At 73.6% G+C, this 18,415-nt stretch carries 17 protein-coding genes; 11 read left to right on the top strand and 6 right to left on the bottom strand.

Annotated elements, in window-relative coordinates; all coding sequences use genetic code 11:
* Positions 1–110 precede the first annotated feature (110 nt).
* From AC1VWI_RS02545 to AC1VWI_RS02510, 8 genes are all read left to right on the top strand, one after another.
* Positions 111–1,370, top strand: a complete 1,260-nt coding sequence (locus tag AC1VWI_RS02545) for a YbfB/YjiJ family MFS transporter (protein ID WP_499509240.1) — start codon at positions 111–113, stop codon at positions 1,368–1,370.
* Positions 1,371–1,830: 460 nt separating this feature from the next.
* Complete coding sequence (locus tag AC1VWI_RS02540; protein WP_499509239.1) at positions 1,831–3,363, top strand: sensor histidine kinase; 1,533 nt, start codon at positions 1,831–1,833, stop codon at positions 3,361–3,363.
* Entirely contained in the window at positions 3,360–3,803 is a 444-nt protein-coding gene (locus tag AC1VWI_RS02535; protein WP_499509238.1) for a roadblock/LC7 domain-containing protein, read from the top strand. The genes AC1VWI_RS02540 and AC1VWI_RS02535 overlap by 4 nt, the downstream gene beginning before the upstream one ends.
* Positions 3,800–4,159 (top strand): DUF742 domain-containing protein, encoded by a 360-nt coding sequence (locus AC1VWI_RS02530; RefSeq protein ID WP_499509237.1) that lies wholly within the window; start codon positions 3,800–3,802, stop codon positions 4,157–4,159. Before AC1VWI_RS02535 ends, AC1VWI_RS02530 begins: the two co-directional genes overlap by 4 nt.
* A complete protein-coding gene (locus tag AC1VWI_RS02525; RefSeq protein WP_499509236.1) occupies positions 4,140–4,784 on the top strand; it encodes a GTP-binding protein in 645 nt (214 codons plus the stop codon). Before AC1VWI_RS02530 ends, AC1VWI_RS02525 begins: the two co-directional genes overlap by 20 nt.
* Positions 4,781–6,034 (top strand): cytochrome P450, encoded by a 1,254-nt coding sequence (locus AC1VWI_RS02520; protein WP_499509235.1) that lies wholly within the window; start codon positions 4,781–4,783, stop codon positions 6,032–6,034. The genes AC1VWI_RS02525 and AC1VWI_RS02520 overlap by 4 nt, the downstream gene beginning before the upstream one ends.
* Complete coding sequence (locus AC1VWI_RS02515) at positions 6,034–7,278, top strand: cytochrome P450 family protein (protein WP_499509234.1); 1,245 nt, start codon at positions 6,034–6,036, stop codon at positions 7,276–7,278. The genes AC1VWI_RS02520 and AC1VWI_RS02515 overlap by 1 nt, the downstream gene beginning before the upstream one ends.
* 90 nt (positions 7,279–7,368) lie before the next feature.
* Positions 7,369–8,403: an LLM class flavin-dependent oxidoreductase gene (locus AC1VWI_RS02510; protein WP_499509233.1), complete on the top strand. Its 1,035-nt coding sequence runs from the start codon at positions 7,369–7,371 to the stop codon at positions 8,401–8,403.
* A gap of 49 nt (positions 8,404–8,452) precedes the next feature.
* On the opposite strand, the gene AC1VWI_RS02505 is transcribed toward AC1VWI_RS02510, so the two are convergent.
* The 3 genes from AC1VWI_RS02505 to AC1VWI_RS02495 all read right to left on the bottom strand — a co-directional run bounded on the left by AC1VWI_RS02505 (position 8,453) and on the right by AC1VWI_RS02495 (position 13,255).
* Positions 8,453–10,546: a PhoX family protein gene (locus AC1VWI_RS02505; protein ID WP_499509232.1), complete on the bottom strand. Its 2,094-nt coding sequence runs from the start codon at positions 10,544–10,546 to the stop codon at positions 8,453–8,455.
* A gap of 544 nt (positions 10,547–11,090) precedes the next feature.
* Positions 11,091–12,029 carry a GNAT family N-acetyltransferase gene (locus AC1VWI_RS02500; RefSeq protein WP_499509231.1) on the bottom strand — a complete coding sequence of 313 codons (939 nt, stop codon included), beginning with the start codon at positions 12,027–12,029 and terminating at the stop codon, positions 11,091–11,093.
* 80 nt (positions 12,030–12,109) lie between these two features.
* Positions 12,110–13,255 (bottom strand): hypothetical protein, encoded by a 1,146-nt coding sequence (locus AC1VWI_RS02495; RefSeq protein WP_499509230.1) that lies wholly within the window; start codon positions 13,253–13,255, stop codon positions 12,110–12,112.
* Positions 13,256–13,512: 257 nt separating this feature from the next.
* Here AC1VWI_RS02495 and AC1VWI_RS02490 point away from each other — a divergent pair, with 257 nt between their 5' ends.
* Both AC1VWI_RS02490 and AC1VWI_RS02485 read left to right on the top strand, forming a co-directional pair.
* The gene (locus AC1VWI_RS02490; protein ID WP_499509229.1) at positions 13,513–14,322 is read left to right on the top strand and encodes an NAD-dependent epimerase/dehydratase family protein; all 810 of its coding nucleotides are present in this window, start codon (positions 13,513–13,515) and stop codon (positions 14,320–14,322) included.
* A gap of 78 nt (positions 14,323–14,400) precedes the next feature.
* Positions 14,401–14,667 (top strand): hypothetical protein, encoded by a 267-nt coding sequence (locus AC1VWI_RS02485; protein ID WP_499509228.1) that lies wholly within the window; start codon positions 14,401–14,403, stop codon positions 14,665–14,667.
* A 39-nt stretch (positions 14,668–14,706) separates the two neighbouring features.
* Here AC1VWI_RS02485 and AC1VWI_RS02480 read toward each other — a convergent pair whose 3' ends face one another.
* The 3 genes from AC1VWI_RS02480 to AC1VWI_RS02470 all read right to left on the bottom strand — a co-directional run bounded on the left by AC1VWI_RS02480 (position 14,707) and on the right by AC1VWI_RS02470 (position 17,093).
* Complete coding sequence (locus AC1VWI_RS02480) at positions 14,707–15,672, bottom strand: GNAT family N-acetyltransferase (RefSeq protein WP_499509227.1); 966 nt, start codon at positions 15,670–15,672, stop codon at positions 14,707–14,709.
* A gap of 22 nt (positions 15,673–15,694) precedes the next feature.
* Positions 15,695–16,474, bottom strand: coding sequence for a class I SAM-dependent methyltransferase (locus tag AC1VWI_RS02475; RefSeq protein WP_499509226.1), 780 nt, complete (start codon positions 16,472–16,474; stop codon positions 15,695–15,697).
* A gap of 76 nt (positions 16,475–16,550) precedes the next feature.
* The gene (locus tag AC1VWI_RS02470; RefSeq protein WP_499509225.1) at positions 16,551–17,093 is read right to left on the bottom strand and encodes a hypothetical protein; all 543 of its coding nucleotides are present in this window, start codon (positions 17,091–17,093) and stop codon (positions 16,551–16,553) included.
* Positions 17,094–17,367: 274 nt separating this feature from the next.
* Here AC1VWI_RS02470 and AC1VWI_RS02465 point away from each other — a divergent pair, with 274 nt between their 5' ends.
* Complete coding sequence (locus tag AC1VWI_RS02465) at positions 17,368–18,393, top strand: terpene synthase family protein (protein ID WP_499509224.1); 1,026 nt, start codon at positions 17,368–17,370, stop codon at positions 18,391–18,393.
* Positions 18,394–18,415: the final 22 nt, after the last annotated feature.

Here is an 18,415-nt window from a genome sequence, read left to right as displayed (position 1 = left end):
AGTTTGCAAGGCTGTCAAACATGACGGGGTTGTCAAAGATGGCCCGGAGTGCAGACGGGCCGGGCGCCGCCCGGACCCGTCGCGGCCGGGCGGAAGGCGGAAGCGAGCACATGACCACCACACCACCGGGACCCGCCGCATGGCGGGCCATAGCGGCGGGCGCGAGCGCCAGCTTCGTCGGCATCGGCCTCGCCCGGTTCGCCTACACGCCTCTGGTCCCCGAACTGATCAACGCCCACTGGTTCTCCCCGTCCGCGGTGGCGTACCTCGGCGCGGCCAACCTCGCCGGCTACCTGGCGGGCGCGCTGAGCGCCCGGTGGGTGGGGCGCCGGCTGGGCGACCGCCGGGCCCTGCGGTGGATGATGGCGCTCGCCACGCTCGCGCTGCTGGCCTGCAGCGTTCCCGTCTCGGTGCCGTGGTTCTTCCTCTGGCGCCTGGCCTCGGGGCTCGCCGGCGGCGTGATCATGGTGCGGGTGGCCGGTGCGGTGCTCCCTTACCTGAAGGGGGAGCGGCGCGGGCTGGCGGGCGGGGCGATCTTCGCGGGGCTCGGTGTCGGCATCGCCGCCACGGGGACCCTGGTGCCCCTGCTGCTGCACCTCGGACTGCGCGGGACCTGGGCGGGGCTGGCCGTCCTGTGCGCGATCCTCACCGTACTGAGCTGGCACGGCTGGCCGACGCCGGTCGCCGCCCCGTCGCCGTCCGCGGTCGCCGCGGCGCCGGTGCCGGTGCCGGGGGAGCGGAAGCCCGCCCGTTCGCCGCGGCTGCGGCTGCTGCTCGTGGAGTACGCCCTGATCTCGATGGGTCTCACCCCGGCCATGGCGTTCCTCGCCGACTTCGTCAGCCGGGGCCTGGGCCGCGGTTCCGCCGGCGGCTCCATGATCTGGATCCTGTACGGGGTCGGCGCCCTCGTCGGCCCCACCCTCTACGGCCTCCTCGGTGACCGCCTCGGCTTCGCCAGGGCCCTGCTGCTGATCACCCTGGTGCAGACGGGGGCCCTCGCCGCGCTCGCCATGGCGCACGACCTGCCCGAGATCGCGGTGCTGAGCGTGGTCATCGGCTCCTTCCCGCCCGGTGTCGTGCCCGTCGTGCTGGGCCGCGTCCACGAACTCGTACCGCGGCACCCCGAGGCGCAGTCGGCGGCATGGGGCAAGGCGACCGTCGCCGGAGCGCTGTCGCTGGCCCTCTCCGCCTACCTTTACTCCTACGTCTTCGCCCGGACCGGCCAGGACCACCGGACGCTGTTCCTCGTCGGCGCGGGAGCCCTCGTGCTGGCTCTGGTCGTCGGCGTCGCCGCGCGGTTCGTCCGTGCGGACGTGCCCCTGGAGGCGGACGCGGAAGCCGTGCACCGCGCCGCCTCGGTCACGGGCTGAGGAGGACCGAGGGCAAAGGGCGTGGCGCGCTTGCGACATGTCGCACAGTGGACACGCCGTCAGGTTCCCGCCTCGCGCGGTCCGCGCCCGGCGGGGCCCCGGCCGCCGACCGCCGGGCGCGTGCCGTGACCCCGGGCCGTTCGGTATGGCGAACGACGTGGTCAGCGGCCCCGAGGAGCCGTGGCGGCGGTGGACGCGGCGGTGGCGGCGCCTGCGGGGAGCGGAGGCGCCGGTTCCCCCTCGCTCGGGCGCCGGCATGCCGCGGCAACTTCACATATCCTCACCAGCCAACAAATGTCATCGGCGCATTGATCAACACCGCTGGCAACTCGCATATAGTGACCGCGAGTTCCCCGCGAACACGGAACCCGCCCGGGATTCGTGCCCGTGGTGGTGCCCGTTTTTGTTGGATTCCGCTTCGCCCATCCCATCCGTCCGTACGGCCCCGAGGTCCTGATCGATGACAGCGCAGACCGCGCTCCCGCGCCCGCGGACCGGGCGCCTGCGCATCCCGGCACGGCGGCGTGAGCAGCGCGCTCCGTTCGCGTACCTGGCGCGGGCCCTGGCGGTGCCCCTGGTGGTCACCGTCCCCGTCGCCGTGTGGCTGGTGGTCGCCGCCCCCGGGTCGCTGCGTGCCCCCGCGGTGACCGGCGCGGCCGCCGGGATCCTGGCGCTGGCCTGCGCCGTGGCCGTGGCGGCGCAGGAGCGCTGGCGGGCCCGGCGCCTCGCCGGACAGCTCGACGCCCTGCGGGCCGAGGCGGAACGATTCGCCGACGAGCTGCTGCCGGCCGCCGTCGGCCGGATCGCCGCCGGTGAGACCGTGGACCGGGTGCTCACCGCGGTGCGGGAGCCGCTGACCGGCCCTCAGCGCCGCATGCTGGCCCTGATCGCCGACCGGGTCGGCACGAGCGAGTCGCGCCGCGCCGCGGCGATGGCCGTCGGTGCCAACGCCGCGGGACGCATGCAGGCGCTGGCCACCGGAATGCTGGCCGACCTGCGGCAGATGGAGCACCGCCACAGCGACCCGGCCGTGCTGCACGACCTGCTGCACCTGGACCACCGCACCGCCCAGGCCGGCCGCCTCGCCGACAGCATCGCCGTGCTGACCGGGGCCCGTTCCGGACGCCGGTGGGCCAAGCCGATCCGGATGGAGTCGATCCTGCGCGGCGCGATGGGGCGTATCGCCGGCTACCAGCGGGTGCGGCTCCACTCCACCAGCGAGGTCGCCGTCGTCGGCCACGCCGCCGAGGGCGTGATGCACGCGCTGGCCGAACTCATGGACAACGCCGCCAACTTCTCCCCGCCCACCGCCGAGGTCCACGTGTACGTGGAGGAGGTGCCCGCGGGCGCGGTCATCACGGTCGAGGACAGCGGCCTGGTCATGGGCGAGGTCGCGCTGCGCCGGGCGCAGAGCGCCGTGGCGGCCGGGTCCGGGGACCTGACCGGCCTGTCCGGGACCAGGCTCGGCCTGACGGTCGTCGGCCGGCTGGCCCGCAAGCACGGCCTGACGGTGTCCTTCCGGCCCTCGGCCCGCGGTGGCACCGGCGCGGTCATGATGATCCCGCAGGAGATGCTCACCGTCCCGCGTCCCGGCATGGACGCCGGCCCCGACGCCGAGCCCGTCCTGCCCCCGGAGGCCCCGGCCGCCGCCCCGTCCGTCCCGGCCCCCGCCGAGACGTCCGACCGCGACGAGGAGGCCCGGCGCACGGCGCCGGAACTGGGCGAGAGCGGCCTGCCCAAGCGCCGCCGCGGCCAGACGCTGTCCTCCGCCGGCCACGACCGGCCCACCGCACGAGCCGGTTCGAGCTCCGGCGGCCACGGCACGGCGGCCGAACGGGCCGCACGGTTCAGCACCTTCCGCAGCGCGGTGCACGGCACCACCCCCGCCGCACCCGCACCCGCCCCCGACCACCCGTCACCCGCGTCCGCGCCCCCCGCGGACCGCGACGAGTACAACGCGACGGCCCCATCCCCAGAAAGCGACGCGCGATGACCGCACCGGCCACCGGCCACACCAGTACGGACGAGCGGCTCAACTGGCTGCTGGAGAACCTGCTGGAGCGCACCCCGGGCGCCCGCCACGCCCTGGTCCTGTCCCGGGACGGGCTCAAGCTGTGCCGCACCCCCGAGCTCTCGGTGGACCAGGCGGACCAGCTCGCGGCGATCTCCGCCGGCATCCAGAGCCTGTCGCAGGGCGCGTCCATGGAGTTCGGCGACGGCAGCGGCGGCGTGCGGCAGGCCATGGCCGAGTTCTACGGCGGGATCCTGTTCATCGTCGAGGCCGGTGACGGCGCCCACCTCGCGGTCGTCGCCGCCGACGACGCCGAGGTCGGCCTGATCGGCCACAACATGCACGAGCTGGTCGAGCAGCTCGGTGAGCACCTGAGCGCGCCCCCGCGCGAGGTGCCCGGTGAGGACGGCGACGGCGCATGACACCCCGCCCGGGCCGGGAGGAGGATCCGGACCGGCTGTACACCCTGACGTCGGGCCGCAGCCGGCCCGCGTCCGACGCGTTCGACCTGGTGACCCTGGTGGTCGCCGAGTGCGATCCGGTCCCGGGGATGCAGTCCGAGCACGCGGCGATCCTGCGGATCTGCCGCCGGCCCACCGCCGTCGTGGAGCTCGCCGCCGACCTGGGACTCCCGGTCGGCATCACCCAGGTGCTGCTGTGCGACCTGCTGGACACCGGCCGGATCAGCGCCCGGCACCCCCGTACCGCCCGGACGGCGGCTCAACTGCCGGACCCCGAGATCCTGGAGCAGGTGCTCGTTGGACTACGCAACCTCTGACCCCGGCCTCGTTCCCGGCCCGCCGGGGCCGCGGGCGCCGCTCGACGCGAGCGCCGACAACGGGCTGAAGATCGTCATCACCGGTGGGTTCGGCGTCGGGAAGACGACCATGGTCCGCTCGGTCAGCGAGATCCGTCCGCTGAACACCGAGGAGACCATGACCCAGGCCGGTGCCGGGGTCGACGACCTCGCCGGTGTGGGGGCGAAGACCTCCACCACCGTGGCCTTCGACTTCGGCCGGATCAGCGTCAACGCGCGCACCGTGCTCTACCTGTTCGGCGCGCCCGGGCAGGAACGGTTCTGGTTCCTGTGGGACCGGCTGTTCTCCGGCACGCTCGGCGCGGTGGTGCTGGTCGACACCCGCCGGCTGGACGACTCCTGGTACGCCATCGACCGCCTGGAGCACCACGGCACCCCGTTCGTGGTGGCCCGCAACGACTTCGGCGGGCCGAAGCACACCGAGGAACAGGTCCGCGACGCGCTGTCGCTGGCGGACGGGGTACCGCTGGTGGACTGCGACGCGCGGTCCCGGCAGTCCTCCAAGGACGTCCTCATCACCCTCGTCCAGCACCTGCAGACCCTGTCCGGCGCCCGCCCGCGCCCCCGGGAGAGGACCGCCCCGTGACCAGTCAGCCCTCCGCGGCCGCCGGCGCCTGCCCGTTCGCCGGGGCGGTGCCGTTCAGCGGTCCGCGCTTCCACGTCGAACCGGCCGCCCTGTACCGGGAGTTGCGCCGCGAGCACGGGGCCCTGGCCCCCGTGGAGCTCGACGGCGGCATACCGGCCTGGCTCGTGCTGGGCTACCGGGAACTGCTGCACGTCACCGGCGACCCGGTGCTCTTCAGCCGCGACTCGGACCTGTGGAACCAGTGGGACCGCATCCCCGACGACTGGCCGCTGCTGCCCATGATCGGGCGCAAGCAGCCGTCGATCCTCTACACCGTGGGCGAGCGGCACCGGCAGCGCGCCGCGATGATGGGCAACGCCATGGAGGCCATCGACGCGGTCGAACTGCGCCGCCACGCCGAGCGCTACGCCGACGGGCTGGTCGACACCTTCTGCGGCAGCGGCACGGCGGACATCCTCGACGAGTTCGCGATGCTGCTCCCGGTCCGCGTGCTGGCCCGGCTCTACGGCTTCCCCGAGGAGCAGGGCCCCCGCCTGGTGAAGGCGGTCAAGGACCTGGTCGACGGCGGCGCGGACGCCATCTCCGGCCAGAGTTACGTCTACTCCGCGATGACCGAGCTGCTCGAGGCGAAGAAGGAGCAGCCGGGCGCGGACGTGGTCTCGCGGATGCTCGCCGACCGGTACGACTTCTCCGACGAGGAGATCGTGCAGGACCTGATGGTGATGACCGTGGCCGGGCACCAGCCCACCGCGGACTGGATCGGCAACTCGCTGCGGCTGATGCTCACCGACGACCGCTTCGCCGCCTCGTTCACCGGCGGCCGGAACAGCGTGGGGCAGGCCATGAACGAGGTCCTGTGGGAGGACACCCCCAGCCAGAACATCGCCGGGCGGTGGGCCAGCCGCGACACCCGGCTCGGCGGGCGCCAGATCGCCTCCGGCGACCTGCTCATCCTGGGCTTCGCCGCGGCCAACGCCGACCCGCAGGTGCACCTGGAGGCCGGGGCCTCCACCAACGGCAACAACGCCTGGTTCTCCTTCGGCCACGGTGAGCACCGCTGCCCGTTCCCGGCGCAGGAGATCGCCGAGGCCATCGCCCGCACCGGCATCGAGGTGCTGCTGGACCGGCTGCCCGACCTCGAACTGGCGGTCGACCCCGCCGAACTGGTGCGCCGTCCGTCCCCGTGGCTGCGGGGCATGACCAAGCTCCCCGTGCGTTTCACACCCACCCCCGTGCTAGGAGAACTCTGATGGAATGCCCGGTCACCGGCCACCGCGCGGCCTCCCCGATCGTGCTGGACCCGCTGGTGGGCGACCTGGTCGCCGAGAGCGCCGCGCTGCGCGAGGAGGGCCCGCTGGCCGCGGTCGTCCTGCCCGGCGGGGTGCCGGTGTGGGCCGTGACGCACCACGCCGAGGCCCGCGCGCTGCTGACCGACCCGCGGCTGGTGAAGGACATCGCCCACTGGGACGCTTTCACCCGCGGTGAGATACCCGCCGACTGGGCGCTGATCGGCCTGGCCAACCCCGGCCGCTCGATGCTCACCGTGGACGGCGCCGACCACCGCCGGCTGCGCGCCCTGGTCGCCCAGGCGCTCACCCCCCGCCGCGTCGAGCAGATGCGGGCCCGCATCGAGGAGCTGACGGCCGGTCTCCTGGAGCGCGTCGAGGAGGCGGCACGTGAGGGCGAGGTGCTGGACCTGAAGGCCACCTTCGCCTACCCGCTGCCGATGTACGTCGTGCAGGAGCTGATGGGCATCGACGAGGCCCACCTGCCGCGCCTGAAGGTGCTGTTCGAGAAGTTCTTCTCCACCCAGACCCCGCCCGACGAGGTCATCGCCACCCTCGGCGAGCTCGCGACCCTGATGGCCAAGACCGTCGCCGACCGGCGCGCCGAGCCCGGCGACGACCTGACCAGCGCGCTCATCGCGGCCTCCGAGGACGGTGACCACCTCACCGACGCGGAGATCCAGAGCACCCTGCAGCTGATGATCGCCGCGGGCCACGAGACCACGATCTCCCTCATCGTGAACGCGGTCGTCAACCTGCTCACCCACCCCGACCAGCTCGCGCTGGTGCGGGAGGGCAAGGCGAGCTGGGAGTCGGTGGTGGAGGAGACGCTGCGCCACTCCACGCCCACCTCCCACGTGCTGATCCGCTTCGCCACCGAGGACGTCCTCGTCGGCGACAAGGTCATCGCCAAGGGCGAGGCTCTGATCGTCTCCTACGCGGCGATCGGCGGCGACGAGAAGCAGCACGGTCCGAGCGCCGGCGTCTTCGACATCACCCGCGAGCACCCCATCCGGCACATCGCCTTCGGCCACGGCCCGCACGTGTGCCCGGGCGCCGCGCTGTCCCGGCTGGAGGCCTCGGTGGCGCTGCCCGCCCTGTTCGAGCGCTTCCCCAAGCTCGACCTGGCGGTGCCGGCGACGGAGCTGCGGAACAAGCCCGTGGTCACCCAGAACGACCTGTACGAGCTGCCGGTCACCGTGAACTGACCTACGGTCGGTGTCCGGCACCGTCCCGCCCCGCTCGAGCCGGAGCGGGGCGGTGCCGGTCCCGCCCGACCCCGCGACGAGGAGGGCGCCGTGCCGTCGTACGGCAGGCCGCTGCGCAAGCTGGGCTTCCTGACCATCGGGCTGTTCGACGAGGCCGACCCGCGGCGCGGGCACGAGGCGACGCTCGAGATGATCCAGCTGGGCGAGCGACTGGGCTTCGACAGCGCGTGGGTGCGCCACCGCCACCTGCAGTTCGGCATCTCCTCGCCCGTGGCCGTCCTCGCCGCCGCCTCGCAGCGCACCAGCCGCATCGAACTCGGCACGGCCGTCATCCCGCTGGGATGGGAGAACCCGCTGCGACTGGCCGAGGACCTGGCGACGGTGGACCTGCTGTCCGGCGGCCGCCTCAACCCGGGCGTCAGCGTCGGCCCGCCGATGCACTTCGACGAGGTCGGCGGCGCCCTCTACCCGGACACGGCAGGCCAGGAGGACTTCTCCTACACCCGGGTGGAACGCCTGCTGGGCTTCGTCCGGGGCGAGCAGGCCACCGCCTTCAGCGGCACCGAGGGCTTCGAGGTCTTCTCCGACCGCGTCCAGCCGTACTCCCCGGGGCTCGGCGACCGCATGTGGTACGGCGCCGGGAGCCTGCGCTCGGCGCGGTGGGCCGGGGAGCACGGGATGAACTTCCTGACGAGCAGCGTGGTCAAGGCGGAGGAGCCGGAGGAGTCCGAGGACTTCGCGGCGATCCAGCTGTCCCACATCCGCGCCTTCCGTGCCGCACACCCCGACGGCGAGCGGGCCCGGGTCTCGCAGGGACTGGTCGTCGTCCCCACCGACAGCGCCTCGTCCGGCCAGCGCGAGAAGTACCTGGAGTACGCCCGCCGGCGGCTGCCGCGCACCGCCGGCCCGCAGGGGCCCGGGCGGCTGCTGTTCGCCCCCGACCTGGTCGGCACCTGCGAGGAGATCGCGGAGCGGCTCTCCGCGCACGTGGCCTTCCGTGAGGTCGACGAGGTCGCCTTCGCGCTGCCGTTCGCCTTCGAGCCCGAGGACTACGTGCAGATCCTCACCGACATCGCCACCCGGCTCGGACCGGCCCTCGGCCGTCCGGCAGCCATGGCTCCCTGACGGCCACCGCGGAGCGGCCCCGCCCGGCACGCCGGGCAGGGCCGTGGGGTCACACGCCGATGTCGCGGCCGTCCTTGCGCCACACCACGACGACGGAGGGGCGGGGGATCCGCTTGCCGCCGTCCGGCCAGCGCGAGGACGGGTTCTCGTACGTGGAGCCGTCGGTCTCGCCGGGGTGCTGCACCGCGACCAGGACACGCTGGTCCTGGACGATCGGGCCGCACGTCTCGGCGCCCTTGGGCACGCTCAGGAACTGCCGGACCTGACCACGCTTGTCACCCTTGACCGCGACGCCGAAGAGGGCGTCGTGGGTGCCGAGGGTGCCGGGCGCGCCGTCGGTGGAGATCCACAGGTTGCCGTGCGGGTCGAAGGCCACGTTGTCCGGGCACGAGATCGGGCTGACGTCGTCCTTCGGGAAGCCCGCGAAGTAGGTGGCGGGGTCCGAAGGGTCTCCGGCGACCAGGAACAGCCGCCACGCGAAGCGGTCGGCGGCCGGGTCGTCGAAGAACTCGGCCAGCTCCAGCACGTGCCCGTGCTTGTTGTTGCTCCGCGGGTTGGCCTCGTCGGGGCCGGCGGAGCCGGCCTTGCCGCGGTTGGTGTTGTTGGTCAGCGCCACGTAGACGCGACCGGTGCGCGGGCTGGGCTCGACGTCCTCGGGGCGGTCCATCTTCGTGGCGCCGGCCTTGTCCGCCGCCATCCGGGTGAAGAGGTAGACCTCCTCGGCGGTCATGCCCTCCACGAAGGAGGTGGTGCCGCTCGCCAGCTTGATCCACTCGCCCGAGCCGTCGAACTCGCCGTCCGAGGGCAGCTTCCCGCTGCCGTCGAACTCCGCGGCCGGGCTGTCGCCGGTGAGCCGGGCGACGTAGAGCGTGCCCTCGTCGAGCAGCGACAGGTTGTGCTCGCGGACGGCCCGGCCGCTGCCGTGCCGCATCGCCTTGCTGGCCACGAACTTGTACATGTAGTCAAAGCGCTCGTCGTCGCCCATGTAGACGACGGGGCGGCCGTCATCGGTGAGCCGCGGGTGCGCGGCCTCGTGCTTGAAGCGGCCGAGCGCGGTGTGCTTGCGCGGCGTCGAGTCCGGGTCGAAGGGGTCGAGCTCCACGATCCAGCCGAAGCGGTTGACCTCGTTGGGCTCCTTGGCCAGGTCGAAGCGGTCGTCGAACCGCTCCCACTTGCGCTCGCTGGCCGCGCCGGCGATGCCGTAGCGCTTCAGCCGCTCCGCGGTGACCGGGTCGGTGACCGAGGCCGCGTTGCCGAAGTACTGGTTGAAGTTCTCCTCGCCCGAGAGCACGGTGCCCCACGGGGTGGTGCCGCCGGCGCAGTTGTTGAGGGTGCCGAGGACCTTCGTGCCGGTGGGGTCGGCCTTGGTGCGCAGCAGGGGGCTGCCCGCGGCGGGGCCGGTCAGCCGGAAGGCCGTCTTGGTGTGGACCCGCCGGTTCAGGCCGTGCCGGTTCACCGGGTACAGGCGGCCGGAGTGCCGGTCCTCCTCGACCACGACCACGCTGAGACCGTGCGCGGCCCACGCGATCTCGACCTGCTCGCGGGTGGGGTCGGCCGCGTCGTAGCCCGGGAACATGAGGATCTCGTCGGTGTACTCGTGGTTGGCGACGAGCACCTGACGGCCGCGTTCACCGGGCAGGTCGAACAGGTGCAGGAAGTCGTTGTTGTAGCCGAACTGGCCGGCCTGCGCCGCGGCGGTCTGCCGCGCCTGGTCGAACGCGGGGGCGCCGCGCAGGATGGGGTCGCCCCAGCGGATCACGACGCTCTGCGCGTAGCCCTCGGGGACGACGAGGGCGTCCACGGTGTTCGGCTCGACGGGCCGGAAGCGCAGGCCCTTGGCGGCGTCGGGGTCGACGGTGCCGCCGCCGTGACCCCCGTGCTTCGGTTCGGGGGCGGCGGCGGCCACGTCGGTACCGGACGTGACGGCTATGCCTCCTGCGGCGGCGGCCAGGGTGACCACGGCACCGGTCCGCAGCATGGTGCGGCGGGAGAGGGCGTCGGCGACGACGTCGCCGAGGTAGGCGTTGCCGCTGGTGTTCGGGGCCTCGTGGGCGCAGGCGTCACCGCACTTGAACCGGCAGGTGAGGGCGGACCTGCCACCGTCGTGGCGGGGGAGGAGCGGAAGAAGTCTGTGCGGCCGCACAGTGCCTCCAAGTCTATGTTCCGGTATAGCGAATCCCATGGGACGGTAAAGAGCCCTGTTCTCGCGGGGGTGGCCGGAACGTGAACCGCGCATGAACCGGTGAGCGCGGCCGGGGGTGCCGCCGGGCGGTTGCCCCCGCGCGGAGGCCGCGTACACGGCCGTGGCCGTGCCCGTCCTCACGGCTCCCGACGGCACGACGCTTGCTCGTGCGGCGACCGGGGCCCGCCCGTGATCTGCCTGCTGGGGGGCGGGCACACCGCGTACCGGCGGGTCGCGGCCGGTTCCGGCAGGGCGAGCCTTGGTACGACGCGGGCTGCACGGCCTTGGAGGAGGTCGTCGAGGGGCGCGGGGAGGACGGCCGCGGGGAGGCTGTCCCGCCCTTCCCCCACGGGCGTTGGGACGCGACCGCGCGGGCGCTGGAGGCCGGAGGCGCCGAGGCACTTCCCGTGGCGGGGCGAGCGGGAGCGGTTGGTACCCGGCCGACTCGGACAGCCCGGCGCGGGCGGCGGGTTCACCGGGCGGGATCCGTCCCCGCCCGCCCCGCTCACGCCCGGTCGGCCGCCGGCAGCGTCACTTCCCAGGTGTCCACCGCGAAGTGCAGACCCATGCCGTGCGCGGTGTACAGGCGCAGGGCCCCCGTGGTGTTGTCGGTGTCCACCCCCAGGCCGAGGGTGTCGCGGCCGCGGGCGGCGTAGACCCCGAAGGCGTGGCGCAGCAGGTGGCCGGCGATGCCCCGGCCCCGCGCCTCCTTGCGCACCCCGAGGCTGCGGATCCACGCCATGGCCGCGCGGTCGTCGCGGGTCAGCGCCACGCCGACGTCCCCCGCGCCCTCCAGCGAGGCGATCCACACCAGGGACCAGTCGATGCCCGAGCCGAGGTCGTCCAGCCACTGCGGGTAGGTGCGCCGGTGGTGGTCGAAGTGTTCCGCGAAGGTCTCCTGCAGGAGTTCGTGGGCGCGGCGTCGGTCGGCCTCCTCCGTGCAGTCGCGCAGCGTCAGCCCGGGCGGCGGCTCGGGGACGGTGTCCGCGGCGGCGGACAGCGGGCGGGTCAGCACGTGGTAGCGCCGTACGGTCTTCCAGCCGCGCCGCGTCAGACGGGAGGTGTCCATGGTGGGCGCGGTGTTCAGGGAGAGATGGACGACGGCCCGGGCCACGCCGTTCTCCGCGGCGCGCCCGGCGGCCCGGTCCTGCAGGAGGTCCAGCAGCCGCTCCCCGGCCTCCTGGTGCGCGGGCAGGACGTAGTGGTCGACGTCGATGCGTTCGGCGCCGGAGTCGTCCCACAGGAGCCCGAACGCGACGGGCGTGCCGTCCTCGAAGACCAGCCAGGAGTTGTGTTCCAGGTCGGCCTCGGGGTGGACCAGTGACGACTCGACCGTTCCCAGGTCGGTCTCGGGCTGCCCTAGCTCCACGACGTCGACGGCGTTGAGCAACTCGCAGATGACGGGGGCGTCCTCGGGGGCGGCCGGCCGTACGGTGATGGGCATGCCGCCACTGTCGGTACCGGTACCGGCCCCGCGCAAATGTTTTTCGCCGCGGAGCCGGTCCGGCGGGGACGGTGTCTGCGTCAGGCGTCGGCCGCCTCGGTCGCCGGACGGTCGGCTTCCGCGTCGGCCTCGGCATCTGCGCCGCGCTGGGCGGGGACGGTGACTTCCACGGCCCCGCCGCTCTCCTCCGCCGTGTCGGCGTCCTCGGCGGCGGGTGCGGACGGTACGGCCGGTACGGACGGTACGGCGAGGGCGGACGGTGCGGTTCGTACGGCCGCCGCGACCCCCCTCGGCACGGCGGGCGCCAAGACGTCGAGGTCGGCGTCGTCGGGCCGACGGTCGCGGCGGACGTCGCCGACGATCAGGGCCACCACCGCCGCGGAACCGACGAACTCCAGCAGGCTCTGCGCGGTGTCCACGGCGGTCACGGGCATCGTGCCGACCGCGTAGCCCCACAGCTCCGTGAAGGCCGACGGCATCATGAACAGCGACAGGCCCACCGAGAAGCCCGGGGCGGTGGGCCGCCGCCGGGCCGCGAGCAGCATGCCGGCCCCGCACAGCACGGTCAGGCACACCCACTGGTACGGCGACGGCACCGCGAGGATCGCCCGCCCGCTGCCCTTGCCGACGATCAGGTCGCTGAGCACACCCGGCCCGACCTGAACGGCCGTCACCGCGTTGCGGCCGATGTAGAAGACGTTGAGCACCGCGAGCAGCAGCCCGGAGGCGGTGGCCGTCACCTTCACCGGGCGGATGCCGCCCGTCACCGAGTCCGCGGCGGCGGCCTCGTACTCCATGTGCCGGGCGAGCAGGAGGAGCGCTCCCAGGATGAGCGTGAGCACCACGGCGAGGACGGCGGTGCTGCCCACGGCGTTCAGCGAGGCACCCTTCAGGGTGCCGAACCACGGGTCGGACGGCGAGTCGAGCAGCAGGTACCAGACCGCGGGGAGGCGGAAGCCGAGGGTCACGGTGCACGCGGTCACCAGCAGGCCGCCCGCGCCGCGGGTGCGGAACAGCGCCGCCAGACCGGCGCAGAGCTGCAGCGCCGCCAGGCCGAGGTCGAGCGAGGAGGTCGCCGACAGCCCCGGCACCCACCCGGTGGTCCACAGCGACCAGGCGCCCGGAAGACCGCGGACAACGATGTCGTAGAGCAGCCAGAACGCCGTCTGGGCGAACAGCGCGAGGCTGAGCAAGGCCACGGCTATCCGCACTTGATTGATCGACATCCCCGGACGGTTCATGGCGCGCTGTCCCCTCGACGGCCAAACGTGGTTGAGTTCACAACTATCCAATGACGGTGCAGAGCATAAACGGTCCCCCATGGGCCCGCGCCAATCCGCCCCCGGCGTGCCGGGCTTGCGAAACCGCACGGGAACGCCATGCCAACGGAGAGTGAATGACGCCCCGTCAGGGAGATCCGCCACCGACCCGTGGAATGATCCGGTGCGCGACGGAACGGGCTTTGCGGGACGAGGAGTTGGCCATGACGGTGGGAGCGCTGGCGATCACGGGCGCGGCGGGCACCATCGGCTCCGTGGCGCGCGCCGCACTGCGCGGGGAGACGGCACGGCTGGTCCTGCTCGACCGGGTCCCGCTGGTCGCGGAAACCGCGAACGAGGAGGTGCACACCGTCGACCTGCGCGACGCCGACGCCGTGCGGTCCGCCCTGGTGGGCGTCGACCGGGTCCTGCACCTCGGCGGCATCCCCGACGAGGCCCCGCTGGCCGACCTCCTGGAGGCCAACGTCCTCGGCACCCACCACGTCCTGGAAGCCGCCCGGCGGGGTGGCATCCGCCGCGTCGTGCTGGCCGGGAGCAACCGCGTCACCGGTTTCTACCCCGCCGGGCACCGCACCGCCCCGGACGAACCGGTGCGCCCCGACGGCCTGTACGGGGTCAGCAAGGCGGCCGTCGAGGCGCTGGGACGGCTCTACGCCGACAAGTTCGGGCTCTCCGTGATCTGCCTGCGCATCGGCAGCTTCGAGGCGCAACCCGGCGAGCCCCGCCACCTGGCCACCTGGCTCAGCCACCGCGACGCCGTCGGCTGGATCCGGGCCGCGCTCACCGCGCCGCCCGGCGTGCGCCACGCCACGGCGTACGCCGTCTCCGCCAACACCCGCCGCTTCTGGGAACTCCCGGACCCGTCGGTACTCGACTACACCCCCGTCGACGACGCCGAGCAGCACGCCTCGCGCCTCACCGCCGCGGACGGCCACGCCGAACCGGACCCGGCCGCGCCCCAGGGCGGCCCGTACGCCCTGCCCGAGGTCACGCTCGCGCACCTTCGGCGCTGACCCGGAAGAATGTTGTCAGAGGCCTGTGATGGGATACCGGAGAACACCGCAGCCACCATCCACGGGGAGAACACGCCCATGCCTCAGTACCCTTCGCTGACCCACGCCCTGGCGGAGGCGCTCGTGGACGTCACCTGGTTCATCGACGGCACGGACGACGAACAGATGGACGAGGACGACGCCGTGACGGCACTGGAGGGCGTCGCGGCCGTGGTGGACCGCATGTCGGAGGCCCAGCGGGCCGAGTTGCTCGACGTGCTCGAGGCGATGGCGGCAGCCGAGGCCGACCCCCGGCGCCGCGCGTTCCTGGAGACGTTCCCGGAGGACTTCGGCGTCGTCGAGTGACCACCCCGGTCGCCTCCTCGGCGCGGGCCCTGCGCGAGGTCAGCCCCGCAGCAGCCGCGGGTCGAGGAGGCGGTGCAGCCGGTGGGCGACGGGACGGAAGCCGCGACGCGGCCAGAACGCCGAGGACAGCGGGTTCGCCGCCCGCCAGTCCGTCACGCACACGCGGAACCCGCGCCGGGCGGCGTCCGCGAAGGCGTGCTCGGTGAGCCGGCGCCCCACACCGCTGCCGCGGTGCTCCGGAACGGTCGCGGCGAGGAGCAGTTCGACCGAGTCGCGCGGCGCCGTCAGCGAGACCTCGTCGTCGGGCACCGGCCGCATGACGCAGAAGCCCCGGACCCCTTCCGGCCCCTCGGCGAGCCAGTACGACACGGCCGGGTCCTCCAGCAGCTCCAAGTGGCCGGGGCGCAGACCCTCGTAGAAGGACGGCTCGATGAAGGCGAAGACCGGCGGGCCCGCGTGCGCGTCGGCGACCAGGCGGAACAGCGGCTCCAGTGCGGCGAGGTCCGACGGCCCCGCGGCGCGCACGTCGTCGTGGCAGCCGGCCGCCTCCGTCGCCAGGTCCGTCACGGCGTGGACCTGCTCGTAGGCGAAGCACTGCGACAGCCAGACCGGCAGGTCGCCGGAGGCCGCGACGACGTAGTGGTGCAGCCGGCCGTCGGCGAGCCACGGACCCGACAGATCCGCGTAGAGTCCGCGCAGTACGTCCTCGCCGCGTGCCGCGTAGTGCCCGGGGCCGGTCCAGACGTGCCGTCCCCGGCCGTCGTCGCCGGGCACGGCGAGGAGGTACCCGGCGGGCGTGCCGTCCGCGGTCTCCGCGACCGCGCCCCGCGCGCCCTGCTCCCAGGCGTCCCGCAGCAGGGCCGCGCAGGCGGCCGGTTGGATGAAACCCGCGTCGAGCGCGGCGTCCCGGGCGAGGTCGCGGCGGTGGCGGGCGGCGAGCAGGCCGGCCGCGGCATCGACGTCGGACGCCGCGAACGGCCTGGTGGTCGTGGTCGGCGCGATCACAGGGGTGTCTCTCTTTCGGTGGTCAGCCCTTGCGGGCCTCGATCAGATAGCGCTGCGAGTACGCCACGAAGGGTCCGTGCCGTTCCATGAAGTCGTGCAGCCGCGCCAGCTGCTCGCGGTAGGCGTCCACCGTGAACCCGGGCACGATCCAGATGACCTTGCGCAGGAAGTGGACCACGGCGGCGATGTCGTGGAACTCCATGCGCAGCGCCTCCTGGCGCAGGTCCACGACCTCCAGGCCCGCCGCTTCGGCGCGTGCGGTGGCCTCGACCCCGCTGGAGCCGGCCGCGGTCGTGAAGGGGTCCCGTGTGTGCGTGGCGACCGGCCGGGGCCCCATCAGGTAGTCCGTCAGCTCCCGCACCGAGCCGGCGCCGACCTGCTGGGACAGGTAGGTGCCCCGGGGACGCAGCACCCGCCGTACCTCGTCCCAGCGGGTCACCACCGGATGCCGGCTGACGACCAGGTCGAAATGGCCGTCGGGGAAGGGCAGGTCGGCCGTGTCGTCGACCTCGACGACGGTGGCGCCGAAGGGCGCCAGGTTGCGGCGGGCGATCTCCAGGTTGGGCGCCCAGGACTCCGTCGCCGCGACCACCGGCGGGGCGGTGGACACGGTGGCCAGGACCTCCCCGCCGCCGGTCTGGATGTCGAGCACGGCCTGGGCCCGCGCCGTCCGCTCGGCGAGGAGCCCGGTGTACCCCCAGGACGGGCGCTGCTCGGTGGCGCGGCCGGTGAACCAGGAGAAGTCCCATCCCTCGGTCGGGACGGCCTCCCCTTCGGCGAGGAGATCTTGGAACGTGGACATGGGCGCGAGGATGGCAGAGGCGCCGGGCGGAACGCATCCGGATTACGCCGGGCCGGCGCCGCCCGGCGCTGCGCCGTCAGCAGCCGGACGCCAGGGGGGTGAAGGACATCGGGGTGCCCTCCTCGGCGCCGACGGCCGTGCCGTAGGTCGTGGCGTCCACCTTGTACCAGACGTCGTCGCGGGTGCGGTCGCCGCCGACGTCGTCCAGTTCGACGCACCAGCGTTCCGCCGACACCACACGGGTGTAGGACTCGGTGCCCTGCTGGACCTTGCGGCAGTCCTGATAGTGCTCGGTGGTGTACCAGGTCCGGGTCGACTTGCGCTTGCCGGAACCCTTGGAGGAGGTGTGCTTCACCCGCCGGGTGCGGTCGGTGCACCGCTGCACCATGTGCGGGCGCCGCGCGGGGGCCGTCCTGCGCGCCACGTGCCGGTGGTCGTCCAGCGCTCCGGTGACGGGGGGGACCGCCTTCACCACCGGGGTGCCGGTGCCGGCGGAAGCGGTGGCCGACGGTCCGGATCCGGCCACGGCGCCGGAGTCCGGGCTCCCGCAGGCACCCAGCAGGGCGGCCAGGAGCACGGCGGCCACGGCGGCGGAGTACGGGCGGCGGTGTCTGTGCACTTCTCTCCTCGATGAAGGTGAACGTGGACACGAAGGTGAACGCGAGGGTGAACGCGAAGGCGAACCCGAACGGTGCGGGCGATCGGTGCCCGCCCGGATCATGACGCATCGTGGACGGACCGGGTTCCCGTCCGCCCGGTTTCGACGGAGCTCTGACGCCGGCTGCCCGTTCCGGGCGTCCGGAAGTCGAACGCTGGGTAGGAACCGGGACGGGGATGGCTGGAAGTCGTAGTCCTTGCCCGGGTCGCCGACGGCCCGGGAAGGGGGGAATCCGGTGGGGAAGACATCTGCGTTCGTTCGTTTCGACGGCCCGGGGGCATGGGCCGCGCACAGTGGGACCGCACGGGGCCGGGCCGGGGGGCCCGTCCGCGTACCGGGCCCGTCGCTGCTCAACCCCGGCCTGCGGCAGGTGGAACCGCACGTCATGGCCTGGGCGCTGCGGGCCGGGTTGCTGTCCGCGCTGACCTCGGGGCAGGCCGGCCGGGAACGGCAGGTCGCCATGGCCGCGCACGTGTGGCCATGGGCGACCCCGGCCCGTCTGACGGAGCTGGCCCGGCTGACGCTGTGGATGTTCGCCGTCGACGACGGCAGCGACGTCGGCCCGTCCAAGGGCACCGGCGCGGAACTGGAGGCCATGGCACGCGCCGTCGGCGGCTGCGGGTGGGAGGTCCCCGCGTCGGCGCCGCCGGCCGTCCGCGTCCTGGGCGAACTCATGCCGCGGGTGACCGGCGCCATGGGGCCCGCCTGGGGCGACCGTTTCCGCCGTCACCTGCTCGGGTGGATCCGTACCAACCAGGACATGATCAGGATCCGCGCCGGCGACGAGGTGCCCACCCCCGAGGCCTACGTCTCCTGGCGGCGGGTCTCCGGCGCGACCGGCTGGTGCTTCGACCTCATCGAGTACGCCCAGGAGGCGGAACTGCCCCCGGCGATCTGGTTCTCGCCGGCCTGCCGCGCGCTGCGCGAGGCCGCCGCCGACGTCATCGGCTGGACCAACGACCTGTTCTCGGTGGAGAAGGAGCTGCGCTCGGGGGAGACCACCAACCTGGTCCTCGTCCTGCGCCACCACCACGGCCTGACGCTGGACGAGGCGATCGACGAGACACGGCTGTGGCACGCCCGCCGCGTCGCCGCCCTGCGCACCGCGACACGCGACCTGTACGCCACCGCCCTCGCGACCGACCTCACCCCGGGGCAGCTGGCCGCGGTCTGCCAGTACGCGGACGGCATCCACGCCTGGGCCCGCGGCTTCCTCGACTTCTCCCTGGCCTCCGCCCGCTACCACGCCCCCGGTGGGTAGCCGGCGGCGCCACCGGGAATGC

The sequence above is a fragment of the Streptomyces sp. TOM-9 genome (assembly GCF_056858595.1).
Note: the sequence above shows the minus strand (reverse complement) of the source record. Positions and strands in the feature narration are given on the sequence as shown.